The sequence below is a fragment of the Phenylobacterium sp. genome (assembly GCF_041920015.1).
Lineage (GTDB): Bacteria > Pseudomonadota > Alphaproteobacteria > Caulobacterales > Caulobacteraceae > Phenylobacterium.
The window spans coordinates 1-16,879 of the sequence record NZ_JAYRST010000067.1 but is presented as its reverse complement, the minus strand read 5'-3'; the positions used below and the strand labels follow the sequence as shown (position 1 = coordinate 16,879).

Here is a 16,879-nt window from a genome sequence, read left to right as displayed (position 1 = left end):
TCCGAGTCCATCCTGTAACAAGCGGAGACCAAAACAGCTTCGGTTGCAAGTCTGCAACGGATGAAAGGCCAGCCGAATCCGCGACTAAGGCGCCGCCTTTTCGTGTATGGTGCGTTCTCCTCGCGTGACCTTGACCGTAGCGTCCGCCAGGTGCGGGCGCTCGTCCTATCGAGCGGAGCGGCTATGAGACTGCCTGAAGACCAACTGCAACGCCTGGCCCTACACAGCGCTTTCGGCCTCCATCTCGTCGCGAAATGGATGTCTGGCCGAGACGATGTGGACCCCGAGATCCGCGAGCGCCTTGCCATCCACATGGCCGCCCTCGACGGCGTGCTCTCGGCCAACGGCCATGACTGGATCCGCGAGGAGATCGAGGGCACCGAGGCCGCGCTCCAGGGGCGCTGACCCTCCAGGGCTGGACCTTGCCCCGGCGTTGCGGCTACTGGCGTGCCGATGGCAAGCCCCGCTCCCTTCGTCGCCGAGCTTCCCGGCGTGATGCGCACGACCGGCTGGTCGGACTACGCCCTGCTCGACAGCGGCGGCGGCCGTAAGCTGGAACGCTACGGCCCCTACGCGGTCGTTCGCCCCGAGCCACAGGCCATGTGGGCGCCGCGGCTGCCGGAGGAGGCCTGGGCCAAGGCCGACGCGGTGTTCGATCCCAGCGACGACGAGGACGCCGGCAAGTGGCGTTTCCGCGGTAAGCCCAAGGAAAGCTGGCCCATGGCCTGGGGCCAGGTGCGGTTCCACTCGCGCTTCACCGCCTTCCGCCACCTGGCCTTCTTTCCCGAGCAGGCCGCCAACTGGGCCTGGCTGGACGAGCGGGTGCGCGCCTTTCGCCATGGCCAGCCGCGTATCCTCAACCTGTTTGGCTATACCGGCGTCGCCAGCCTGGTCTGCGCCGCGGCCGGCGCGCATGTGACACATGTCGACGCCTCCAAGAAGGCGGTGGGCTGGGCGCGGGAGAACGCGGCCCTGTCGGAACTGGAGGATCGCCCCATCCGCTGGATCTGCGAGGACGCCCGCCGCTACGTCCAGCGCGAGGTCCGCCGCGGCTCGCGCTATGACGGGATCATCCTCGACCCGCCGAAATACGGTCGCGGCCCGGACGGTGAGGTCTGGCGGCTGTTCGAGCATCTGCCTGAGCTTTCGGCCCTATGCGCTGAACTTCTCTCGGAAAATGCTTCCTTCATGCTGCTCAACGCCTATGCCGAGCGCATCTCCGGCGCAGCGCTTTCCTCGCTCATGCTGTCAAAGTTGCCGGGCCGCCCCGGGGTGATCGACTGGGGCGAACTGACCCTGGTGGAGGAGGCCGCCGACCGCCAGATCGGCATGTCGTTCTACGGTCGGTGGTCGGCATGAGCCGGGTCGTCACCTCCCTGACCAACCCCACGGTCAAGGCCGTTCGCGGCCTGCATCTGCGCAAGGAGCGCGATCAGTCGGGGCTGTTCGTCGCCGAGGGCCTGAAGATCGTCACCGAGGCCGTCGAACTGGGCCGCGCGCCGCGCATCCTGATGTACGGCAAGGACGCCGAGGGCCATCCGCTGCTGAAGCGCGCGATCCAGGCGACGCTCGCCGCCAAGGGCGAGGTGATCGAGGTCACCCAGGACATTCTCGCCAAGGTCTCGCGGCGCGACAACCCGCAGGCCGTGGTGGCCGTCTTCGCCCAGGCCTATACGTCGCTGTCGGCGCTCGATCCGGCGGCGGCGGCCTGTTTCGTCGCCCTGCATCGCGTGCGAGATCCCGGCAACCTGGGGACCATCGTGCGCACCGCCGACGCGGCCGGCTGCGGCGCAGTGATCCTGGTCGGCGAGTGCTGCGACCCGTTCTCGGTCGAGGCCGTGCGCGCCACCATGGGCTCGATCTTCGCGGTTCCGATCGTCAAGGCCAGCGAGGCCGAATTCGCCGGCTGGCGCTCGGACTGGCCCGGCTCGGTGGTCGGCACCCTGCTCACCGCGGAGGTCGATCACCGCCAGGCCGTCTACGAGAGGCCCGCCCTCATCCTGATGGGCAACGAGCAACAGGGCCTGACGCCCGACATGGCCGCCCTCTGCGACGTCAACGTCAAGATTCCCATGCGCGGCCGCGCCGACAGCCTGAACCTGTCGGTGGCGACGGGGATCATGATCTACGCCGCGACTTAGGTCCCGCGGGGCTTGGCGCGGGTCGTAGGGGCCGCGCTCGCCGGGTCCTCGGGCCAGACGTGCTTGGGATAGCGGCCGCGCATGTCCGAGCGCACATCCTTCCACGAGCCCTTCCAGAACCCCGGCAAGTCCTTGGTGGTCTGGATCGGCCGGTGCGCCGGCGAGAGCAGGGAAAGCGTCAGGGGAACCCCACCCACGGTGGGATGCTCGGAGAGGCCGAACACCTCCTGCACGCGCACGTCGACCCGCGGCCCGCCCTCGGCCGCGTAGTCGATGGCGAAGCTGTTGCCGGTGGGCGCGGTCCAGCGCGCGGGGGCCAGGGCCTCGACCCGCCTCTGCTGGTCCCAGGGGATGAGGCTGCGGACCGCGCCGTCCAGCGCGTCGGGCTTCAGGGCGGCCAGGGAGCGTAGGCCGACGAGCAGCGGCGCGAGCCAATCGTCAAGGCGCTGCAAGAGGCCGAAATCGGAAATATCCGGCAGGTTTTCGCCCCGGCCTTGCAGAAACATGACGCGCTGGCGGAACGAGGCGATGGCCTCGCCCCAGGGCAGCTTGCCCAGGCCCTCGGTCCGTACGCGCTCGGCCAGGGCCGCGGCGATCACCGCCGGGTCCGGCGTCTCGTCGATCTCCTCGCGGACGGTCAGGCGGCCGAGCCGGGTGAGGCGCTTGGCGCGCAGCTTGCCGCCACCGCTTTCTTCGAGCCGGTAGTCGGTCTCCATCTGACCGGCGAAGGCGGCGACCAGTTCGGCCTCCTCCAGCGGGGCGGCCAGCAGGATGCGGTCGCGGCGCTCGCCCCCGCCCATCTCGGCGACGGCCAGCCAGCGCTCGCGCGCCAGGGCGTCGGTCGGCTCGACGAAGGCGCCGCGGCCGCTGACCAGTTGGAATTCACCGCGGCCGCCGCGCGCCTTGGCGATCCGCTCGGGATAGGCGAAGGCCAGCAGCAGGCCGTCATCCAGCGCCTCGCCAGATCCCGCCCGCCCGGCGAGCCTGGCCCAGCGCTCGGCCAGGACCTTCGCATCGCGCGCCCGGGGCGAACGGTCCTTGAGCAGGCTCTCCAGCCGGTGGCGCAGGTCGGCGTCGCGTCCGCCAAGCCCGCGCTCGCTGACCAGGGCGGCGATCAGGGCTGCGCGGGCGGCCTGCCCGGTCTCGCCGGCCTTCAGCACCATATGGGCCAGCCGCGGGGCGAGCGGGAACTCGCTGAGCGCTTCGCCGTGCGCGGTCAGCACCCCGTCGTCGGTCAGCGCCTCCAGGCGGCGCAGCAAGGTCCGCGCCTCGGTGAAGGCGGCCGTTGGCGGCGGATCCAGAAAGGCCAGGTCCGCCGGATCGCGCGCGCCCCAGCGGGCCAGGTCGAGCGCCAGGCCCGTCAGGTCGGCGTCGAGGATTTCAGGATCGGCGAAAGCCGGCAAGGCGCTGGTCTCGGCCTCGTCCCAGAGCCGGTAGGCGACGCCCGGCTCGGTCCGCCCCGCCCGGCCGCGGCGCTGGTCGGCTGCGGCGCGGCTGACGCGGACCGTGGCCAGACGGGTCAGGCCGCTGGCCGGATCGAAGCGAGGCACGCGCGCCAGGCCGCAGTCGACGACCACGCGGACGCCCTCGATGGTCAGGCTGGTCTCGGCGATAGAGGTCGCCAGGACCACCTTGCGCGTTCCCGGCGCGGCTGGGGCGATCGCCGCGTCCTGCTGGGCCGGGTCCAGCGCGCCATAGAGCGGAGCCACGATTACGTCGGAGCGACCCAGACGCTCGTTCAGGCGCTCGGCGGTCCGCAGGATCTCGCCCTGGCCGGGCAGGAAGACCAGGACGCCGCCACTCTCCTCGGCCAGCGCGCGCTCCACGGCCCGCGCCGCCTGGTCCTCCAGGCGCAGGCGCTCGTCACGCCCGAGATAGCGGGTGTCGACGCGATAGGCGCGCCCCTGGCTCTCGACGACCGGTGCATCGTCCAGCAGGCGGGCGACAGCCGCGCCGTCCAGGGTCGCCGACATGACCAGGATGCGCAGGTCCTCGCGCAGCAGCCCTTGCGCGTCGCGCGCCAGGGCGAGGCCAAGGTCCGCATCGAGGCTGCGCTCGTGGAACTCGTCGAAAATGACCGCGCCGACGCCCTCCAGGCTGGGGTCGGCCAGGATCATCCGCGTGAAGACGCCTTCGGTCACCACCTCGATCCGGGTGCGGGCCGAGACCTTCGATTGCAGGCGCACGCGATAGCCGACGGTCTCGCCGACCTTCTCCCCCAGCGTCTGAGCCATGCGCTGGGCCGCCGCGCGCGCGGCCAGCCGCCGCGGCTCCAGCATGACGATCTTGCCACGCCCCAGCCAGGGCGCGCCCAGCAGGCGCAAGGGAACAAGCGTAGTCTTGCCCGCGCCCGGCGGGGCGACCAGCACGGCGCTGCTACGCGCCTCCAGCGCAGCGCCAAGCGCGGGAAGGATGTCCTCGACGGGAAGCATGGAGCCGGTCTAGCCGCGCCCGCCTCGCTGGCCAAGCCGCGCGCCCATCTTGCAGGCGCCGGCCTGGCCGTCGCGGCCCGCGGCGCGCTTGCCGCTTGACCGTACGCCGACGAAGAGGCCACGTAACGTCAAATCAGCCCGTGCGGCGGGGGGTCGCCGGGATTCTCCAGGAGGAAATATGTGGCGAGTTAAATCGCTCGACGCGATCCTGGCGACCGCAGAAAAGAAATCACTGCACCGGTCGCTAGGGCCCATACAGCTCACCCTGCTCGGCATCGGCGGCATCATCGGCACCGGAATCTTCGTTCTGACCGCAGAGGCGGCGCAGAAGGCAGGTCCGGGGATGCTGCTTTCCTTCGTGATCGCCGGATTCGTCTGCGCCGTCGCCGCGCTCTGCTATTCCGAACTGGCCGCCATGGCCCCGGTGTCGGGCTCGGCCTACACCTATTCCTACGCCGTGCTTGGCGAATTCGTCGCCTGGCTGGTGGGATGGGCGCTGATCCTCGAATACGCGGTGGCCGCCAGCGCCGTGGCGGTGGGCTGGTCCGGCTATGTGGTCGGCCTGCTCGACCACTCACTGGGCATAGTCATACCCTTCGAACTGGCGAACGGGCCCCATGCCGGCGGCATCGTGAACCTGCCGGCGATCGTGATCGCCGCGGCGGTCACCGGCCTGCTGGTGATCGGCACCACCGAGAGCGCCACCGTCAATGCGGTGCTGGTGGCCATCAAGGTCGCCGCCCTGACCGCCTTCGTCGTCCTTTCGGTTCCGCTCATCGACGATGCGCACTTCCGGCCGTTCGCGCCGCTGGGCAGTTCGGGGGTGATCGCCGCAGCCGCGTCGATCTTCTTCGCCTATGTCGGGTTCGACGCAGTCTCGACCGCCGCGGAGGAGACGCGCAATCCACAGCGCAACGTCCCCATCGGCCTGATCGGCTCGCTGGCCATCTGCACCATCTTCTACATGCTGGTCGCCGCCGGGGCGATCGGCGCCTATGGCGCCCAGCCGGTCATGGGCCTGAACGGCGAACACCTGGCCACCGGCTCGCCCCAACTGGCGGCGCGCTGCGCGGCTCTGTCGCAGGCCGCCGACACCCCGCTGGTCTGCTCGCGCGAGGCCCTGGCCCACGTGATGCGCCAGATCGGCCATCCGGTGGTGGGCAACCTGCTCGGCCTTGCGGCGGGCCTCGCCCTGCCCTCGGTCATCCTGATGATGATCTACGGCCAGACGCGCATCTTCTTCGTGATGTCGCGCGACGGCCTGCTGCCCGAGGTGTTCAGCAAGATCCATCCGCGCTTCAAGACGCCGCACATCGTCACCATGGTGACCGGCTGCGTCGTGGCGGTGGCGGCGGCCTTCTTCCCGGTGGGGCAACTGGCCGACATCTCCAACTCGGGCACGCTGTTCGCGTTCCTGATGGTCGCGCTGGCGGTGATGATGCTCCGCAAGACCGAGCCGAACCGCCGGCGGCCGTTCAAGACCCCGCTGGTCTTCATCGTCGCGCCGCTGGCCATCGCCGGCTGCATCACCCTGTTCTTCTTCCTGCCGCCGGCGGCCAAGCTGGTCTTCCCGGTGTGGTCGGTGATCGGGCTGGTGTTCTATTTCCTCTACGGCTACCGCAAGAGCCACGTCGCCCGCGGCCTGGTCGAGGTGCCGGAACTGTCGCCGGACGCGCCGCCCACCGCCGTCCCGCCCATGCCGGACGCCCCGGCGCCGGGCGACAGGCGCTAGATCTGAAAAGGCCCGGGTTCGCCCGGGCCTTTTCTTATCGGCGCGCAAGCCCGATGTTAGGGCCATGCAAGTCCAAGCCCCTATCCGCGCCGTGCTGGCGCCGGTCACGCCGCTTCAGCAGAACTGCACCATCGTCTGGTGCGTCCGGACGCAGAAGGCGGCGATCATCGATCCCGGCGGCGAGGTTCCGCGCCTGCTGGAGGCGCTGAAGGCCTACAAGCTGACGCTCGAGAAGATCTGGATCACCCACGGCCACCTGGACCATGCCGGCGGCGCGGCGGCGTTGCAGGAAGCCACCGGCTGCCCGATCGAAGGCCCGCACCCGGACGATGCGTTCTGGATCGACGAGATCACCGCCTCGGGCGCGAAATGGGGCATGCCGGAGGCTCGCTCGTTCACGCCCGACCGCTGGCTGGCCGACGGCGACACGGTGTCGCTGGGCGAAACGGCGTTCGAGGTGTTCCACACCCCCGGTCACACCCCCGGCCATGTGGTGTTCTTCCACCGGCAGGCGCGTTTCGCCCAGGTCGGGGACGTGCTGTTTCAAGGCTCCATCGGCCGCACGGACTTCCCGAAAGGCGATTACAATCAACTGATTTCGTCGATCACCGGCAAGCTCTGGCCGCTCGGCGAAGACGTGAGCTTCGTGCCCGGCCACGGCCCGATGTCGACCTTCGGGCAGGAGCGCAAGACCAACCCGTTCGTCGCCGACCAGGTCCTGGCCGGCGCATAACGCCTTTCAGCCGTGAAATCTGCGCGTTACGCAGGCGGGTAAGATGACCAGGATGGAAACGCGCCTCGATACGTCCGTCGCGCCCGGTCAGGCCGGCGCGCGCATCCTGATGGTCGATGACGACCCGGGCATCCGCGACGTGGTCTCCGACTTCCTGGGCCGCCACGGCTACCAGGTCGTCACCGCAGGCGATGCGGCCGAGATGGAGCAGGAGCTGGAACGCGGGCCGGTCGACCTGATCGTGCTCGACGTCATGCTGCCGGGCGAGGACGGGCTGGCCATCTGCCGGCGCCTGGCGGTCGCCCCCTCCCCGCCGATCATCATGCTGTCGGCCATGGGCGAGGACACCGACCGCATCGTCGGCCTGGAAATGGGCGCGGACGACTATCTGGCCAAGCCCTGCAACCCCCGCGAACTGCTGGCGCGGGTGCGCGCGGTGCTGCGCCGCGCCGAACAGCGCGGCCAGCCGGGCGCGGTCAGCGCCGGCTGCGAGTTCGCCGGCTGGCGCCTGGACCTGGTGCGGCGCGAACTGCGCTCGCCGCAGGGCGTGGTGGTGAACCTCTCGTCGGGCGAGTTCTCGCTGCTGCGCGCCTTCGTCGAGCGTCCGCAGCGGGTGCTGACCCGCGACCAGCTCCTGGAGTTCGCGCGCGGCCCCGATTCCGACGCCTTCGACCGGGCCATCGACGTCCAGATCAGCCGGCTGCGGCGCAAGCTGGACGACGGCGGCGGCGGCCAGGACCTGATCCGCACGATCCGCAACGAAGGCTACATGTTCACCGCCAAGGTGAAGCGCACATGAGCAAGCGCTGGGCGGGGCAGCCGACAGCCTCGCTGTTCGGGCAGCTGCTGGCGATGATCACCCTCAGCCTGGTGGCCGCACAGGCGATCAGCCTGGTCCTGCTGTTCAACCTGCCGCCGCCTGCGCCGGACTTCTATCGCCTGACGGAGATCGCCCAGGCCCTGAGCGGCCGTCCCCCGGCCTTCACCGAACGCTCCCCCCTGGTGATCCGGGCGGTCGCAGCGCCCCCGCCCATGGTCTCGGACGGCCGCATGACCGCGGTGATCCGCAAGCAGCTCGCCCAGGACCTGGGGGTTCCGGCCGCCGACGTGGTCATCTCCGCGCCCGAGCGTTTCCCAATTTCCGACCGGCGGGTGTTCAAGGTGATCCGCGACCGCATCGCCCGCGACGGCGGCGAGCGGGAAGAGCATTTCCTGATCGCGCCGTTCCAGGTGGCGGTGAAACAGGCGGACGGCCAGTGGCGCGTGGCCTCGCCCCAGCGGCAGATCGGCCTCGACCCCTGGCAGCAGCGGATCATCCTGCTGTTCGTGCTGACGGCGCTGGCCATGGCGCCGATCGCCTTGCTGTTCGCGCGCCGGCTGTCGGCGCCGATGCGCGTCTTCACCGAGGCGGCCGAGCGCCTGGGCCGCGACCCGCGCGCCCCGCCGGTGCAACTGGCCGGCCCCTCGGAGATCAAGGGCGCGGCCCAGGCCTTCAACGACATGCAGGTGCGCCTGCGCCGCTATGTCGAGGATCGCACGGCGATGATGGGCGCCATCGCCCACGATCTGCGCACGCCGCTGACGCGGCTGCGCTTCCGCATCGAGACCGTGCCCGACGACGTGCGGGTGAAGATGGCCGCCGACATCGACCAGATGGAGGAGATGATCTCCGCGGCCCTCACCTTCGTGCGCGACACCAGCCGGCCGGGCGAGCGCACGCCGCTGGAGCTTTCCTCGCTGCTGGAAAGCGTTTGCGACGAGATGGCCGAGACGGGGGTCGATATCGAGGTCGAGCGCGGCGAGAAGGTGGTGGTGGAGGGCGATCCGCTGGCCCTGCGGCGGCTGATCGACAACCTGCTGGAGAACGCGGTGAAGTTCGGCGGACGGGCGCGGGCGCGGGTTCATCGCGAGGGCTCCAACGCCATCGTCGAGATCGACGACGACGGCCCCGGCATCCCCGAGGACGAGGCCGAGCGGGTCTTCGAACCCTTCTATCGGCGAGAGCCGTCGCGCAGCCGCCAGACCGGCGGCATCGGTCTGGGGCTCGCCGTCGTGCGGTCGGTCGCACGCTCGCACGGCGGGGACGCCGTGCTGGTCAACCGCCCCGGCGGCGGGCTCACCGCACGGGTGCAACTGCCGATCTGAGGCCCCTGGACTGCTCTGTTCCCCCGTGGCGCGAAAGGTCGCAGGGGAAGATCGCACTTTGCGCGCAACCTCCTTCGCCCTTGGCGAGTTTGCTTGACCGTAGGGAAAGTGATGCGTCGACCGGCCTCCCCCATCGGTCGACGCCCAGAGGAGCCGCTCATGGATCTTGATACGAACGCCAAGCCGAAGTCCCGTCGCGGTTTCGCCGCCATGAACCCAGAACGCCGCCGCGAGATCGCCCGCAAGGGCGGCGCCAGCGTGCCCGGCGAGAAACGCAGCTTCGCCAAGGACCGCGACCTGGCCGCCTCGGCCGGACGCAAGGGCGGCGAGTCCTCGCGCGGCGGCGGCCGCAACCGCGGAGAGCGGCTCGAAAGCTAGGTCGTCAGAAGGACGACCGCGAAGCTCGGCGCGGAGCTGGTCCAGCTCCGCTCCAGCCGCCACCCGGCTTCGCGCGCCAGGGCCTCGAAGCCTTCCAGGGTGAACTTGTAGGAGTTCTCGGTGTGGATCGTCTCGCCCGCCGCGAAGCGGAAAAGGCGTCCGGCCGCGCGGGCGAACTGGTCCTTTATACTGACCAGATGCATCTCGATCCGGCTTTCCTGCGCATTCCAGACCGCGCGGTGGCGGAACGCCGTGAGGTCGAAATCCCCGTCCAATTCCCGATTGATCCGCGCCAACAGGTTCAGGTTGAACGCGGCGGTGACGCCCTGGGCGTCGTCATAGGCGGCAGTCAGTATCTCTGCGTCCTTCACTAGGTCGAGACCGATCAGGAAACGCGCGCCCTCGTCCAGCAGCCGGCGCGCGCCTGACAGGAAGGCGACCACCTCCGCCGGACGGAAGTTGCCGATGGTCGAGCCTGGGAAGAAGCCCACGCGGGGACGCTCTCCGACCTGCGGCGGCAGCGAGAGCGCGCGGGTGAAATCCTCGACCAGTGGGGCGACCGTCAGCTTCGGATAGTCCCGGGCGATCGCGTCCGCCGCAGCGGCCAGGGCGCTGCCGCTGATGTCGATGGGGACATAGACGCCGACCTGGGGCGCGGCATCCAGCAACAGGCGCGTCTTGGTGCTGGCCCCGCTGCCGAACTCGACCAGCGCCGCCCCCTCGGGGATGGCCTGCGCCATGGCCGGGGCCTCGCGCGTCATCAGGGCCAGTTCCGTCCGAGTGGGATAGTATTCCGGCAGCTCGGTGATCCGTTCGAAGAGGTCGGAGCCGGCCGCGTCGTAGAGCAGCTTGGCGGGCAGCTCCTTTTGCGGGCGCGACAGGCCGCGCACGACCTCGCAGGCCGTTTCACCGTCATGTTCCTTCGCCGGTTCGGGTGGGCCGTCCCAGGCCAGGCGGACGCCGGAGAACATCCAGCGCTGGTGGGGGTAGAAGAAGTTGCGATAGGTCGGGCGCACGTGGCCCTCCGGCGTCGCACAGCAGCCGCCGCGCAGCACCATCTGCCCGATCATGAACTTGCCGTTGTACTCGCCGATGGCGCCGGGCGCCGGCTGGAAGCCCGGATAGGGTCCGTAGGGGCTGCGGGTCCACTCCCAGACGTCGCCGAACATCTGGCGAAGACCGGCCGAGCCGCCGGCGGCGGCCGGCCCGAACTGGCCGCGTTCCACGAAATTGCCTTCAGTGGAAGCGCCGCCCGCGGCGTGTTCCCATTCAGATTCCGTCGGCAGGCGTGCGCCGGCCCAGGTCGCATAGGCGTCGGCCTCGTAATAACTGACATGAGTCACCGGCGCGTGCGGGGCGAGCGCGCGCAGGCCCTGCAGGGTCATGGCGAGCCAGCCACCCGGCCCTTCCTGCCAGTAGAGCGGCGCGCTCCAGCCCTCGGCCTGGACCCGCGCCCAGCCTTCCGACAGCCAGAGTTCGGGGCGCGCGTAACCACCATCGGCCATGAAGGCCAGCCACTCGGCGTTGGTCACCAGCCGGTCGGCCAGCCGGAAGGGTTCCAGATAGACCCGGTGGCGCGGCGTCTCGTTGTCGAAGGCGAAGCCTGGCCCCTGATGTCCGATCTCGACCAGACCGCCGTCGAAGGCGATCTCGGCGGCCGGGCCGGGATCACGCGCCACCGGCAAGGCCGGCGCGGGAGCGAAGGCCGGCTTCAGCGGCGATTGGGCGAAGAGATGCAGCACGTCCATCAGGATCAGCTCCTGATGCTGCTGCTCATGGGCGAGGCCGAGGTCGAGAAGATCGTGCAGCGTAAAGTCGCTCGACAGCAGCCGGGCCATCGCCGCATCGACATGGGCGCGGTAGGCGAGCACGCGCTCCAGCGAAGGACGAGTCAAAAGGCCGCGCTGGGGCCGCGGTTGCCTGGGCCCCAGGGCCTCGTAATAGGAATTGAACAGATAGGCGAAGGCGGGGTCGAAGATCTTGTAACCGGGCAGGTGCGGCGTCAGCAGGAAGGTCTCGAAGAACCAGGTGGTGTGCGCCAGGTGCCATTTCACCGGACTGGCGTCGGGCATGGACTGCGCAAGCTGGTCCTCGGCCGAGAGAAGCGCGGTGAGGGCAAGGCTGGCGTCCCGCACGCGCCAATAGCGGCCGGGCGCGTCCCTCGCCGGCTCCAGGCCCGGGGGTCTCGTCTTCGCCTGATCGGTGGACGTCATCGGCCTCTCCTCGCGGCGTGCGCGCCGACCGAGCAACGCCAGCGAGGCAGGAACGGTTGCCGGAAGGGCGCGTTGAGGAACCGCGCGAGCATTCGGGCCCCAGGGCGATGTTGGGGCCGATCGAGGTCACCATGAGCAGTGAGGGACAGTGGCGCGAGGACGTCGTGGCGATGATTCCCGCCCTTCGCGCCTTCGCATGGTCCCTTTGCCACAACGGCTCGGACGCCGACGACCTGGTGCAGGACACGCTGATCAAGGCCTGGACCAACCGCGACAAGTTCGAACTCGGCACCAACCTCCGAGCCTGGCTGTTCACGATCCTGCGCAACACCTACTACACCCAGGCGATCCGCCGCCGCCGCGAGGTGCGCGACGAGAGCGGCGAATACGCCGCGAACGTCCGCACCCCGCCGACCCAGGACTGGAGCGTGGCCATGCACGCCCTGCAGACGGCCCTGAACCAGTTGCCGGACGAGCATCGCGAAGCGCTGATCCTGGTCGGCGCCGCGGGCCTGTCCTACGAGGAGGCGGCCGAGATCTGCGGATGCGCGCTCGGCACCATCAAGAGCCGCGTCAACCGGGCTCGGGCGCGCCTTCTGAAGATCATGGACGCCGAGGATGCGGCCGACGTGATGGCGATCGAACCGGCTGAGGCCGGACGGGTCTAGCCGGCCGCCGACCGGCCGCTAATATGCCCGCAAAGCGCCATTTCCCCTGGAGATTCCATGCGCCGCACCCTCGCTCTCGCCGCGGCCGTATCCGCCCTCGCCGTCGCCCCCGCCCTGGCCGCGCCGAAGGAGGAGGTGGCGAAGATCATCGGCTCTTCAGCTTTCAAGACCGCGGTCGCGACGCTGGACAAGGACTATGACCGAACGGTCGCCGACCTCGTCACCCTGACGGAAATCCCGGCCCCGCCGTTCAAGGAGGCCGAACGCGGCAAGGCCTACAAGGCGATGCTGGAAGCCCACGGCCTGACGCAGGTCGAGGTCGATCCCGAAGGCAATGTCATGGGCCTGCGCAAGGGGACGAAGGACGGGCCGGTCGTCGTGGTCTCGGCCCACCTCGACACGGTCTTCCCAGAAGGCACGGACGTGAAGGTGCGCCGCGAGGGGACCAAGCTGCATGCGCCGGGCGTCGCCGACGACACCCATAACCTGGCCGTGCTGCTGGCCTGGATCCGGGCGATGGACGCGGCCAAGATCCGCACCCGCAGCGACATCCTGTTCGTGGGCACGGTCGGGGAGGAAGGCGCCGGCGACCTGCGCGGCGTCCGCTACTTCTTCGGCAAGGGCAAGTACAAGGACCGCACCAAGGCGTTCTTCTCGGTCGACGGGCTGGACCCTGGCGCCATCACCCATGTCGGGGTCGGATCGAAGCGCTACCGTGTCACCTTCAGCGGGCCTGGCGGGCACAGCTATGGGGCGTTCGGCATCGTCAATCCGATGGCGGCGATGGCCAAGGCGACGGCGGACCTCTACGCTATCCAGCCGCCGACCGACCCGAAGGTGACCTATTCGGCTTCGGTCACCGGCGGCGGGACCTCGGTCAACGCCATCCCCAACAAGGTGTTCACCGAATACGACATGCGTTCGGCCGACGCCGCCGAACTGGCCAAGCTCGACGCGCGCTTCAAGGAGATCATGAACCAGGCCGCCCGGCACGAGAACGCCACGCGCTCCACCCGCGTCGGCGCGGTCAGCGTCGAGATCAAGCCGATCGGCGACCGCCCGGCCGGCCAGACCCCGAAGGATGCGCCCATCGTCGCCTACATGGCGACCGCCGCCCAGGCGCTGGGCTACGCCCCGACCTATGAGGCCTCCTCCACCGACTCCAATGCGCCGATGGCCCTGGGCGTGCCGGCGATCACTATCGGCGGCGGCGGCAAGGGCGGCCGCGCCCACTCGCTGGACGAATGGATCGATATGGAAAAGTCCGGCGGGGTGAAGGGGATGAGCGTCGGCCTGGCGGCCATCCTCGCGGTGGCGGGCGTGGACTGAAGGTGGGACAAGGCTCAAAGAAAAACGCCCCCGGCCGGAGCCGGAGGCGTTGGTTCGCGACCCTGTCGGACGGATCAGGCGAAGGCGGTCAGCGCGCGACGCCGACGCAGCACGGCGCCCAATCCGGCGAAGCCGATCAGCATCATCGCCCAGGTCGAAGGCTCGGGCACGGCGCTGCTAAACAGCGGCGCGCTGGCGCCGATCAAACCGATGTCGGACGGCCCGCCAGCAAAGCTGCCGCGAATATAGGATTGGCTGGCGGCGCCGGGAGACAGCTTTTCAATGGACTGACCATAGCCCCACAGCAGCGATGTCGCCTCGGCGGGGCCCGAGGTCACGGTCGCCTGCACGAAGCCCTGGGCGGAGAACCAAGTATCCCCGGCGACCAGGCCAAAGGTGGCGAGCATGGGGTTCCAGGCCGCCGCTTCACCCGCGGCGCTTCCGTACCAGCCCGAGCCCAGTGAGATATAGGCGTTCCCGCCGCCATTCACGTAGGCGGCCAGCGCGTTTTGGTCGATCAACTGACCAAAGTGAAAGACGGCGTCGTAACCGGAGGCCGTCGCAGCATCAAAAGTATCGGAATAGCTGATCGTCTTGCCGAGGGAGGTCAGTTGGGCGGCAGCATCACCTAGCTGCGAGCCCGGAACATTGCCGTTACCGGTCAGGAAGAGGTAATTCACGCCGCCAAAGGTATTGGCGAGACTCTTCACGAAACCTTGGGTGCCGGCTGCGTAATCTCCCTGATAGGCCGCCGTCGACAACTGCCACTCATCGCCAGAAGCGACCAATACGCCGGCGGCGGCGGGCGTACCGAGGGACGTCAAGCAGAAAACAGCGGCGGCGGCCAAGGCGGCGAGGCGCATGTATAGACTCCGAATCCAATGAATTACACGAAGGCTAACATGGCCAAAACACCCCTACCGCCACCCCGATAGTTGGAATCAATGTTTCGGAAATTTGCCCCCGCAATGTAGAGACTCTCTAGATAATGAGAATCCAGCGTTCAATCATTTTCGCCTCGCGGGCGAGGAATCCCTAGCCAAGCTTGCAAGGTGAAGCTGATCGGCCTCCTCCGGCGGGACCGGCCCATCGCAACGCGACATCGGGTTGATGCGTTGACACAACCCGCGCGCCGTCATCACGATCGAGGGCGGCAAGGGCGGCATGGGATCTAGTTTCAGATGCGCTTCGTGTTTCCCCATAGCCACGCCTTTCCCGGCGGCCGCGTCATGGTCGAGGAGGATGGCGCAGTCGGCAGCGCGGGCGAGGTCGAGTTCGCAGACGGCAGCGTGGTCGCCGCCGCCTGGCGCCGTGACGGGAACGATTTCGATCTCGAGGTCCCAACCTATCTCACGGCGCGGGGAACCGAAGTCGCAGCTCGCCGTTGGCGTGTGGTCCAGGGGCGCGACGGCGTCTGGCGCACGCGGCGCGTCGCCTGAATTGGGTTGCGGCCGTCCTTGGCCATAGGAAACGGGGGCGTAAGCTCGATGACCAAACTGCCGATCGCCGGAACTCTGCTGCTTGTCGCCCTGTCGCTTGCAGCCTGCCAGACCGGACAGGCCGAGGCGGGCGACCCGGCCGGGACCTGCCGCCGGGAGAGCGCCGAGGCGCTGGCCGGCAAGGACCGGGTCAGCGACGACGAGGCCAAGGCGCTGACCGGCGCGACTCTGGTGCGGCAGCTCAAGCCCGGCGATGCGGCGACCGCCGATTATCGTCAGGAGCGCGTGACCATCGAAACCGACCCAACCACAGGAAAGATCGTCCGCGCCTTCTGCGGATAGCCGGACGCCGTCAGAGCGGGTGGCTGAGCCACAGGCTCATCAGTTCGGCGCGGCTGCGCACGCCGAACTTGCGGAACAAGGCGACGATCCGCTGATGTGTGGTCGAGACGGCCAGGCCGAGTTGATCGGCGATGTTCTTTTCCGACGCCTTGGTGAGCAACAGGCGCAGAACCTTGCGTTCGGTGGGGGTCAGCGGGGCCTTGGCGATCAGCGGTCCGCTGGTCAACATCACCTGACGGTGAAACCACTTCAGGCCGCGCAAGGCGTAGGCGAGCAGCGCGACGTCCTCTTCGGCCAGGACCGCCCGCGAATAGAAGCCGAAGTGCGATTCGGCGTCGCTATTGATCGGAAACCCGACCCAGGCGGCGTCCAGTGTGCCGAAGCGGCCATAATAGGCGTCGTAGAACGGGCTGGCGAACCACGCCTCGGGCAGGTCGCGCCGCAGGGCGTAGGTCCGAAATTCGCCCACGGCGCGCATGGGCAGCAGGAACGAAGGATCGATCTCGCGGCGGTTCCACCGAAGCTGAAGATCCTTGAAAGGCCCCTCCTCCGGCAACGCCTCGATGGGATGGAGCAATCGCGTCACGGCGACGCGCCAGCCCCGCAGAGGGTCTTCGCCCTCGCTCCCGTCGCCCAGGCGGATAGCGCCGCCCCAGGTAGCGTTCCAGGCGCCGACCATGTCGCACAGGCGCTGCATGAGATGCTGGAGGGCGACATCGGCTCGGCCGACCTCGAAGTCGGCCAGTTCATCCCACAGTCGATGGACGTCGTCTTGGCGTTGGTCTGTCAGCACGCCGCCGGTCTTTAGGCCTGCGCCTTAATTTGCGGTAAGCGCGGCCGGGTGGAATACTCAGTCGCGCCGCACATCCGGTCCAAAAGTCGAAACGGCCAAGATGGACGCGCCCCTGCGTAAAATCGTCCACGCAAGACCAGGGTCGATTGATTTTATTGGGAAATAGTGGCGGTGACGGAGGGATTCGAACCCTCGATACCCTTTCGAGTATGACGATTTAGCAAACCGTTGCCTTCAGCCACTCGGCCACGTCACCATCCGATCGCGCCGCCGCCGAAGCTGCGGTCCAAATCGGGTCGCACTCCATAGCCGAAACAGGCCCGCCGGAGCAACGGGGCGCCGAAAAAAGAACGCCGCCGCGAAGCCCGCCTGCCTGAACGGCCCGCGCCGGGCCGGTTGAACCGGCACGCGACTTGCTTCCTATAGCCTCGAGACACACTCGCGCACCAAAACGAGCCCATCGTCCCAGTGCGCGCAGCCGGCGCCTCATGCGCCGGCCAAAGCGGGGGAGCGCGCCGCATCCACGGCGCGCTC

Annotated in this window: 16 protein-coding genes and 1 tRNA gene; 12 read left to right on the top strand and 5 right to left on the bottom strand. The window is 68.9% G+C overall.

The genetic code is table 11. From position 1 onward, the window contains the following. Positions 1–183 precede the first annotated feature (183 nt). From ACE3TL_RS13075 to ACE3TL_RS13065, 3 genes are read left to right on the top strand one after another with little or no spacing between them, the layout of a single operon-like run. A complete protein-coding gene (locus ACE3TL_RS13075; RefSeq protein WP_374579123.1) occupies positions 184–405 on the top strand; it encodes a hypothetical protein in 222 nt (73 codons plus the stop codon). A 48-nt stretch (positions 406–453) separates the two neighbouring features. Beyond that, positions 454–1,359, top strand: a complete 906-nt coding sequence (locus ACE3TL_RS13070) for a class I SAM-dependent methyltransferase (RefSeq protein WP_374579122.1) — start codon at positions 454–456, stop codon at positions 1,357–1,359. Next, on the top strand, positions 1,356–2,141 hold the full coding sequence (locus ACE3TL_RS13065) for a TrmH family RNA methyltransferase (RefSeq protein ID WP_374579121.1): 786 nt from the start codon (positions 1,356–1,358) through the stop codon (positions 2,139–2,141). Before ACE3TL_RS13070 ends, ACE3TL_RS13065 begins: the two co-directional genes overlap by 4 nt. Here ACE3TL_RS13065 and hrpB read toward each other — a convergent pair. Continuing rightward, positions 2,138–4,573, bottom strand: coding sequence for an ATP-dependent helicase HrpB (gene hrpB / locus ACE3TL_RS13060; RefSeq protein WP_374579120.1), 2,436 nt, complete (start codon positions 4,571–4,573; stop codon positions 2,138–2,140). The genes ACE3TL_RS13065 and hrpB overlap by 4 nt on opposite strands. Before the next feature lie 178 nt (positions 4,574–4,751). Between hrpB and ACE3TL_RS13055 the strand changes: the two genes are divergently transcribed. The 5 genes from ACE3TL_RS13055 to ACE3TL_RS13035 all read left to right on the top strand — a co-directional run bounded on the left by ACE3TL_RS13055 (position 4,752) and on the right by ACE3TL_RS13035 (position 9,561). Beyond that, positions 4,752–6,305: an amino acid permease gene (locus ACE3TL_RS13055; protein ID WP_374579119.1), complete on the top strand. Its 1,554-nt coding sequence runs from the start codon at positions 4,752–4,754 to the stop codon at positions 6,303–6,305. A gap of 64 nt (positions 6,306–6,369) precedes the next feature. Continuing rightward, on the top strand, positions 6,370–7,038 hold the full coding sequence (locus ACE3TL_RS13050) for an MBL fold metallo-hydrolase (protein ID WP_374579118.1): 669 nt from the start codon (positions 6,370–6,372) through the stop codon (positions 7,036–7,038). Between the two features lie 43 nt (positions 7,039–7,081). Then, positions 7,082–7,837, top strand: coding sequence for a response regulator (locus ACE3TL_RS13045; protein WP_374579117.1), 756 nt, complete (start codon positions 7,082–7,084; stop codon positions 7,835–7,837). Further along, a complete protein-coding gene (locus tag ACE3TL_RS13040) occupies positions 7,834–9,183 on the top strand; it encodes a sensor histidine kinase (protein WP_374579116.1) in 1,350 nt (449 codons plus the stop codon). The genes ACE3TL_RS13045 and ACE3TL_RS13040 overlap by 4 nt, the downstream gene beginning before the upstream one ends. Before the next feature lie 111 nt (positions 9,184–9,294). Further along, positions 9,295–9,561 (top strand): general stress protein, encoded by a 267-nt coding sequence (locus ACE3TL_RS13035; protein ID WP_374579115.1) that lies wholly within the window; start codon positions 9,295–9,297, stop codon positions 9,559–9,561. Here the strand turns inward: ACE3TL_RS13035 and egtB are convergent. Continuing rightward, a complete protein-coding gene (egtB, locus tag ACE3TL_RS13030; RefSeq protein ID WP_374579114.1) occupies positions 9,558–11,774 on the bottom strand; it encodes an ergothioneine biosynthesis protein EgtB in 2,217 nt (738 codons plus the stop codon). The two genes, ACE3TL_RS13035 and egtB, sit on opposite strands and share 4 nt — an antisense overlap. A 131-nt stretch (positions 11,775–11,905) precedes the next feature. On the opposite strand from egtB, the gene ACE3TL_RS13025 reads away from it, so the two are divergent. Further along, positions 11,906–12,442 (top strand): sigma-70 family RNA polymerase sigma factor, encoded by a 537-nt coding sequence (locus ACE3TL_RS13025; protein ID WP_374579113.1) that lies wholly within the window; start codon positions 11,906–11,908, stop codon positions 12,440–12,442. A 57-nt stretch (positions 12,443–12,499) separates the two neighbouring features. Continuing rightward, positions 12,500–13,771: a M20/M25/M40 family metallo-hydrolase gene (locus ACE3TL_RS13020; RefSeq protein ID WP_374579112.1), complete on the top strand. Its 1,272-nt coding sequence runs from the start codon at positions 12,500–12,502 to the stop codon at positions 13,769–13,771. 74 nt (positions 13,772–13,845) lie between these two features. Here the strand turns inward: ACE3TL_RS13020 and ACE3TL_RS13015 are convergent, their stop codons facing one another. Further along, on the bottom strand, positions 13,846–14,634 hold the full coding sequence (locus ACE3TL_RS13015) for a PEPxxWA-CTERM sorting domain-containing protein (protein WP_374579111.1): 789 nt from the start codon (positions 14,632–14,634) through the stop codon (positions 13,846–13,848). Positions 14,635–14,952: 318 nt separating this feature from the next. Here ACE3TL_RS13015 and ACE3TL_RS13010 point away from each other — a divergent pair, with 318 nt between their 5' ends. Continuing rightward, positions 14,953–15,210 carry a hypothetical protein gene (locus tag ACE3TL_RS13010; protein ID WP_374579110.1) on the top strand — a complete coding sequence of 86 codons (258 nt, stop codon included), beginning with the start codon at positions 14,953–14,955 and terminating at the stop codon, positions 15,208–15,210. A gap of 48 nt (positions 15,211–15,258) precedes the next feature. Further along, positions 15,259–15,552: an I78 family peptidase inhibitor gene (locus ACE3TL_RS13005; RefSeq protein ID WP_374579109.1), complete on the top strand. Its 294-nt coding sequence runs from the start codon at positions 15,259–15,261 to the stop codon at positions 15,550–15,552. Positions 15,553–15,562: 10 nt separating this feature from the next. Here the strand turns inward: ACE3TL_RS13005 and ACE3TL_RS13000 are convergent, their stop codons facing one another. Both ACE3TL_RS13000 and ACE3TL_RS12995 read right to left on the bottom strand, forming a co-directional pair. Next, positions 15,563–16,345 (bottom strand): response regulator transcription factor, encoded by a 783-nt coding sequence (locus ACE3TL_RS13000; RefSeq protein ID WP_374579108.1) that lies wholly within the window; start codon positions 16,343–16,345, stop codon positions 15,563–15,565. Positions 16,346–16,511: 166 nt separating this feature from the next. After that, positions 16,512–16,601 (bottom strand) — tRNA-Ser (locus ACE3TL_RS12995). Positions 16,602–16,879: the final 278 nt, after the last annotated feature.

Bases quoted from the DNA above. Each gene is read 5' to 3' on its own strand.
- ACE3TL_RS13075 (WP_374579123.1), top strand. From the start codon at position 184: ATGAGACTGCCTGAAGACCAACTGCAACGCCTGGCCCTACACAGCGCT.
- ACE3TL_RS13070 (WP_374579122.1), top strand. From the start codon at position 454: ATGGCAAGCCCCGCTCCCTTCGTCGCCGAGCTTCCCGGCGTGATGCGC.
- ACE3TL_RS13065 (WP_374579121.1), top strand. From the start codon at position 1,356: ATGAGCCGGGTCGTCACCTCCCTGACCAACCCCACGGTCAAGGCCGTT.
- hrpB (WP_374579120.1), bottom strand. From the start codon at position 4,573: ATGCTTCCCGTCGAGGACATCCTTCCCGCGCTTGGCGCTGCGCTGGAG.
- ACE3TL_RS13055 (WP_374579119.1), top strand. From the start codon at position 4,752: ATGTGGCGAGTTAAATCGCTCGACGCGATCCTGGCGACCGCAGAAAAG.
- ACE3TL_RS13050 (WP_374579118.1), top strand. From the start codon at position 6,370: ATGCAAGTCCAAGCCCCTATCCGCGCCGTGCTGGCGCCGGTCACGCCG.
- ACE3TL_RS13045 (WP_374579117.1), top strand. From the start codon at position 7,082: ATGACCAGGATGGAAACGCGCCTCGATACGTCCGTCGCGCCCGGTCAG.
- ACE3TL_RS13040 (WP_374579116.1), top strand. From the start codon at position 7,834: ATGAGCAAGCGCTGGGCGGGGCAGCCGACAGCCTCGCTGTTCGGGCAG.
- ACE3TL_RS13035 (WP_374579115.1), top strand. From the start codon at position 9,295: ATGCGTCGACCGGCCTCCCCCATCGGTCGACGCCCAGAGGAGCCGCTC.
- egtB (WP_374579114.1), bottom strand. From the start codon at position 11,774: ATGACGTCCACCGATCAGGCGAAGACGAGACCCCCGGGCCTGGAGCCG.
- ACE3TL_RS13025 (WP_374579113.1), top strand. From the start codon at position 11,906: ATGAGCAGTGAGGGACAGTGGCGCGAGGACGTCGTGGCGATGATTCCC.
- ACE3TL_RS13020 (WP_374579112.1), top strand. From the start codon at position 12,500: ATGCGCCGCACCCTCGCTCTCGCCGCGGCCGTATCCGCCCTCGCCGTC.
- ACE3TL_RS13015 (WP_374579111.1), bottom strand. From the start codon at position 14,634: ATGCGCCTCGCCGCCTTGGCCGCCGCCGCTGTTTTCTGCTTGACGTCC.
- ACE3TL_RS13010 (WP_374579110.1), top strand. From the start codon at position 14,953: ATGCGCTTCGTGTTTCCCCATAGCCACGCCTTTCCCGGCGGCCGCGTC.
- ACE3TL_RS13005 (WP_374579109.1), top strand. From the start codon at position 15,259: ATGACCAAACTGCCGATCGCCGGAACTCTGCTGCTTGTCGCCCTGTCG.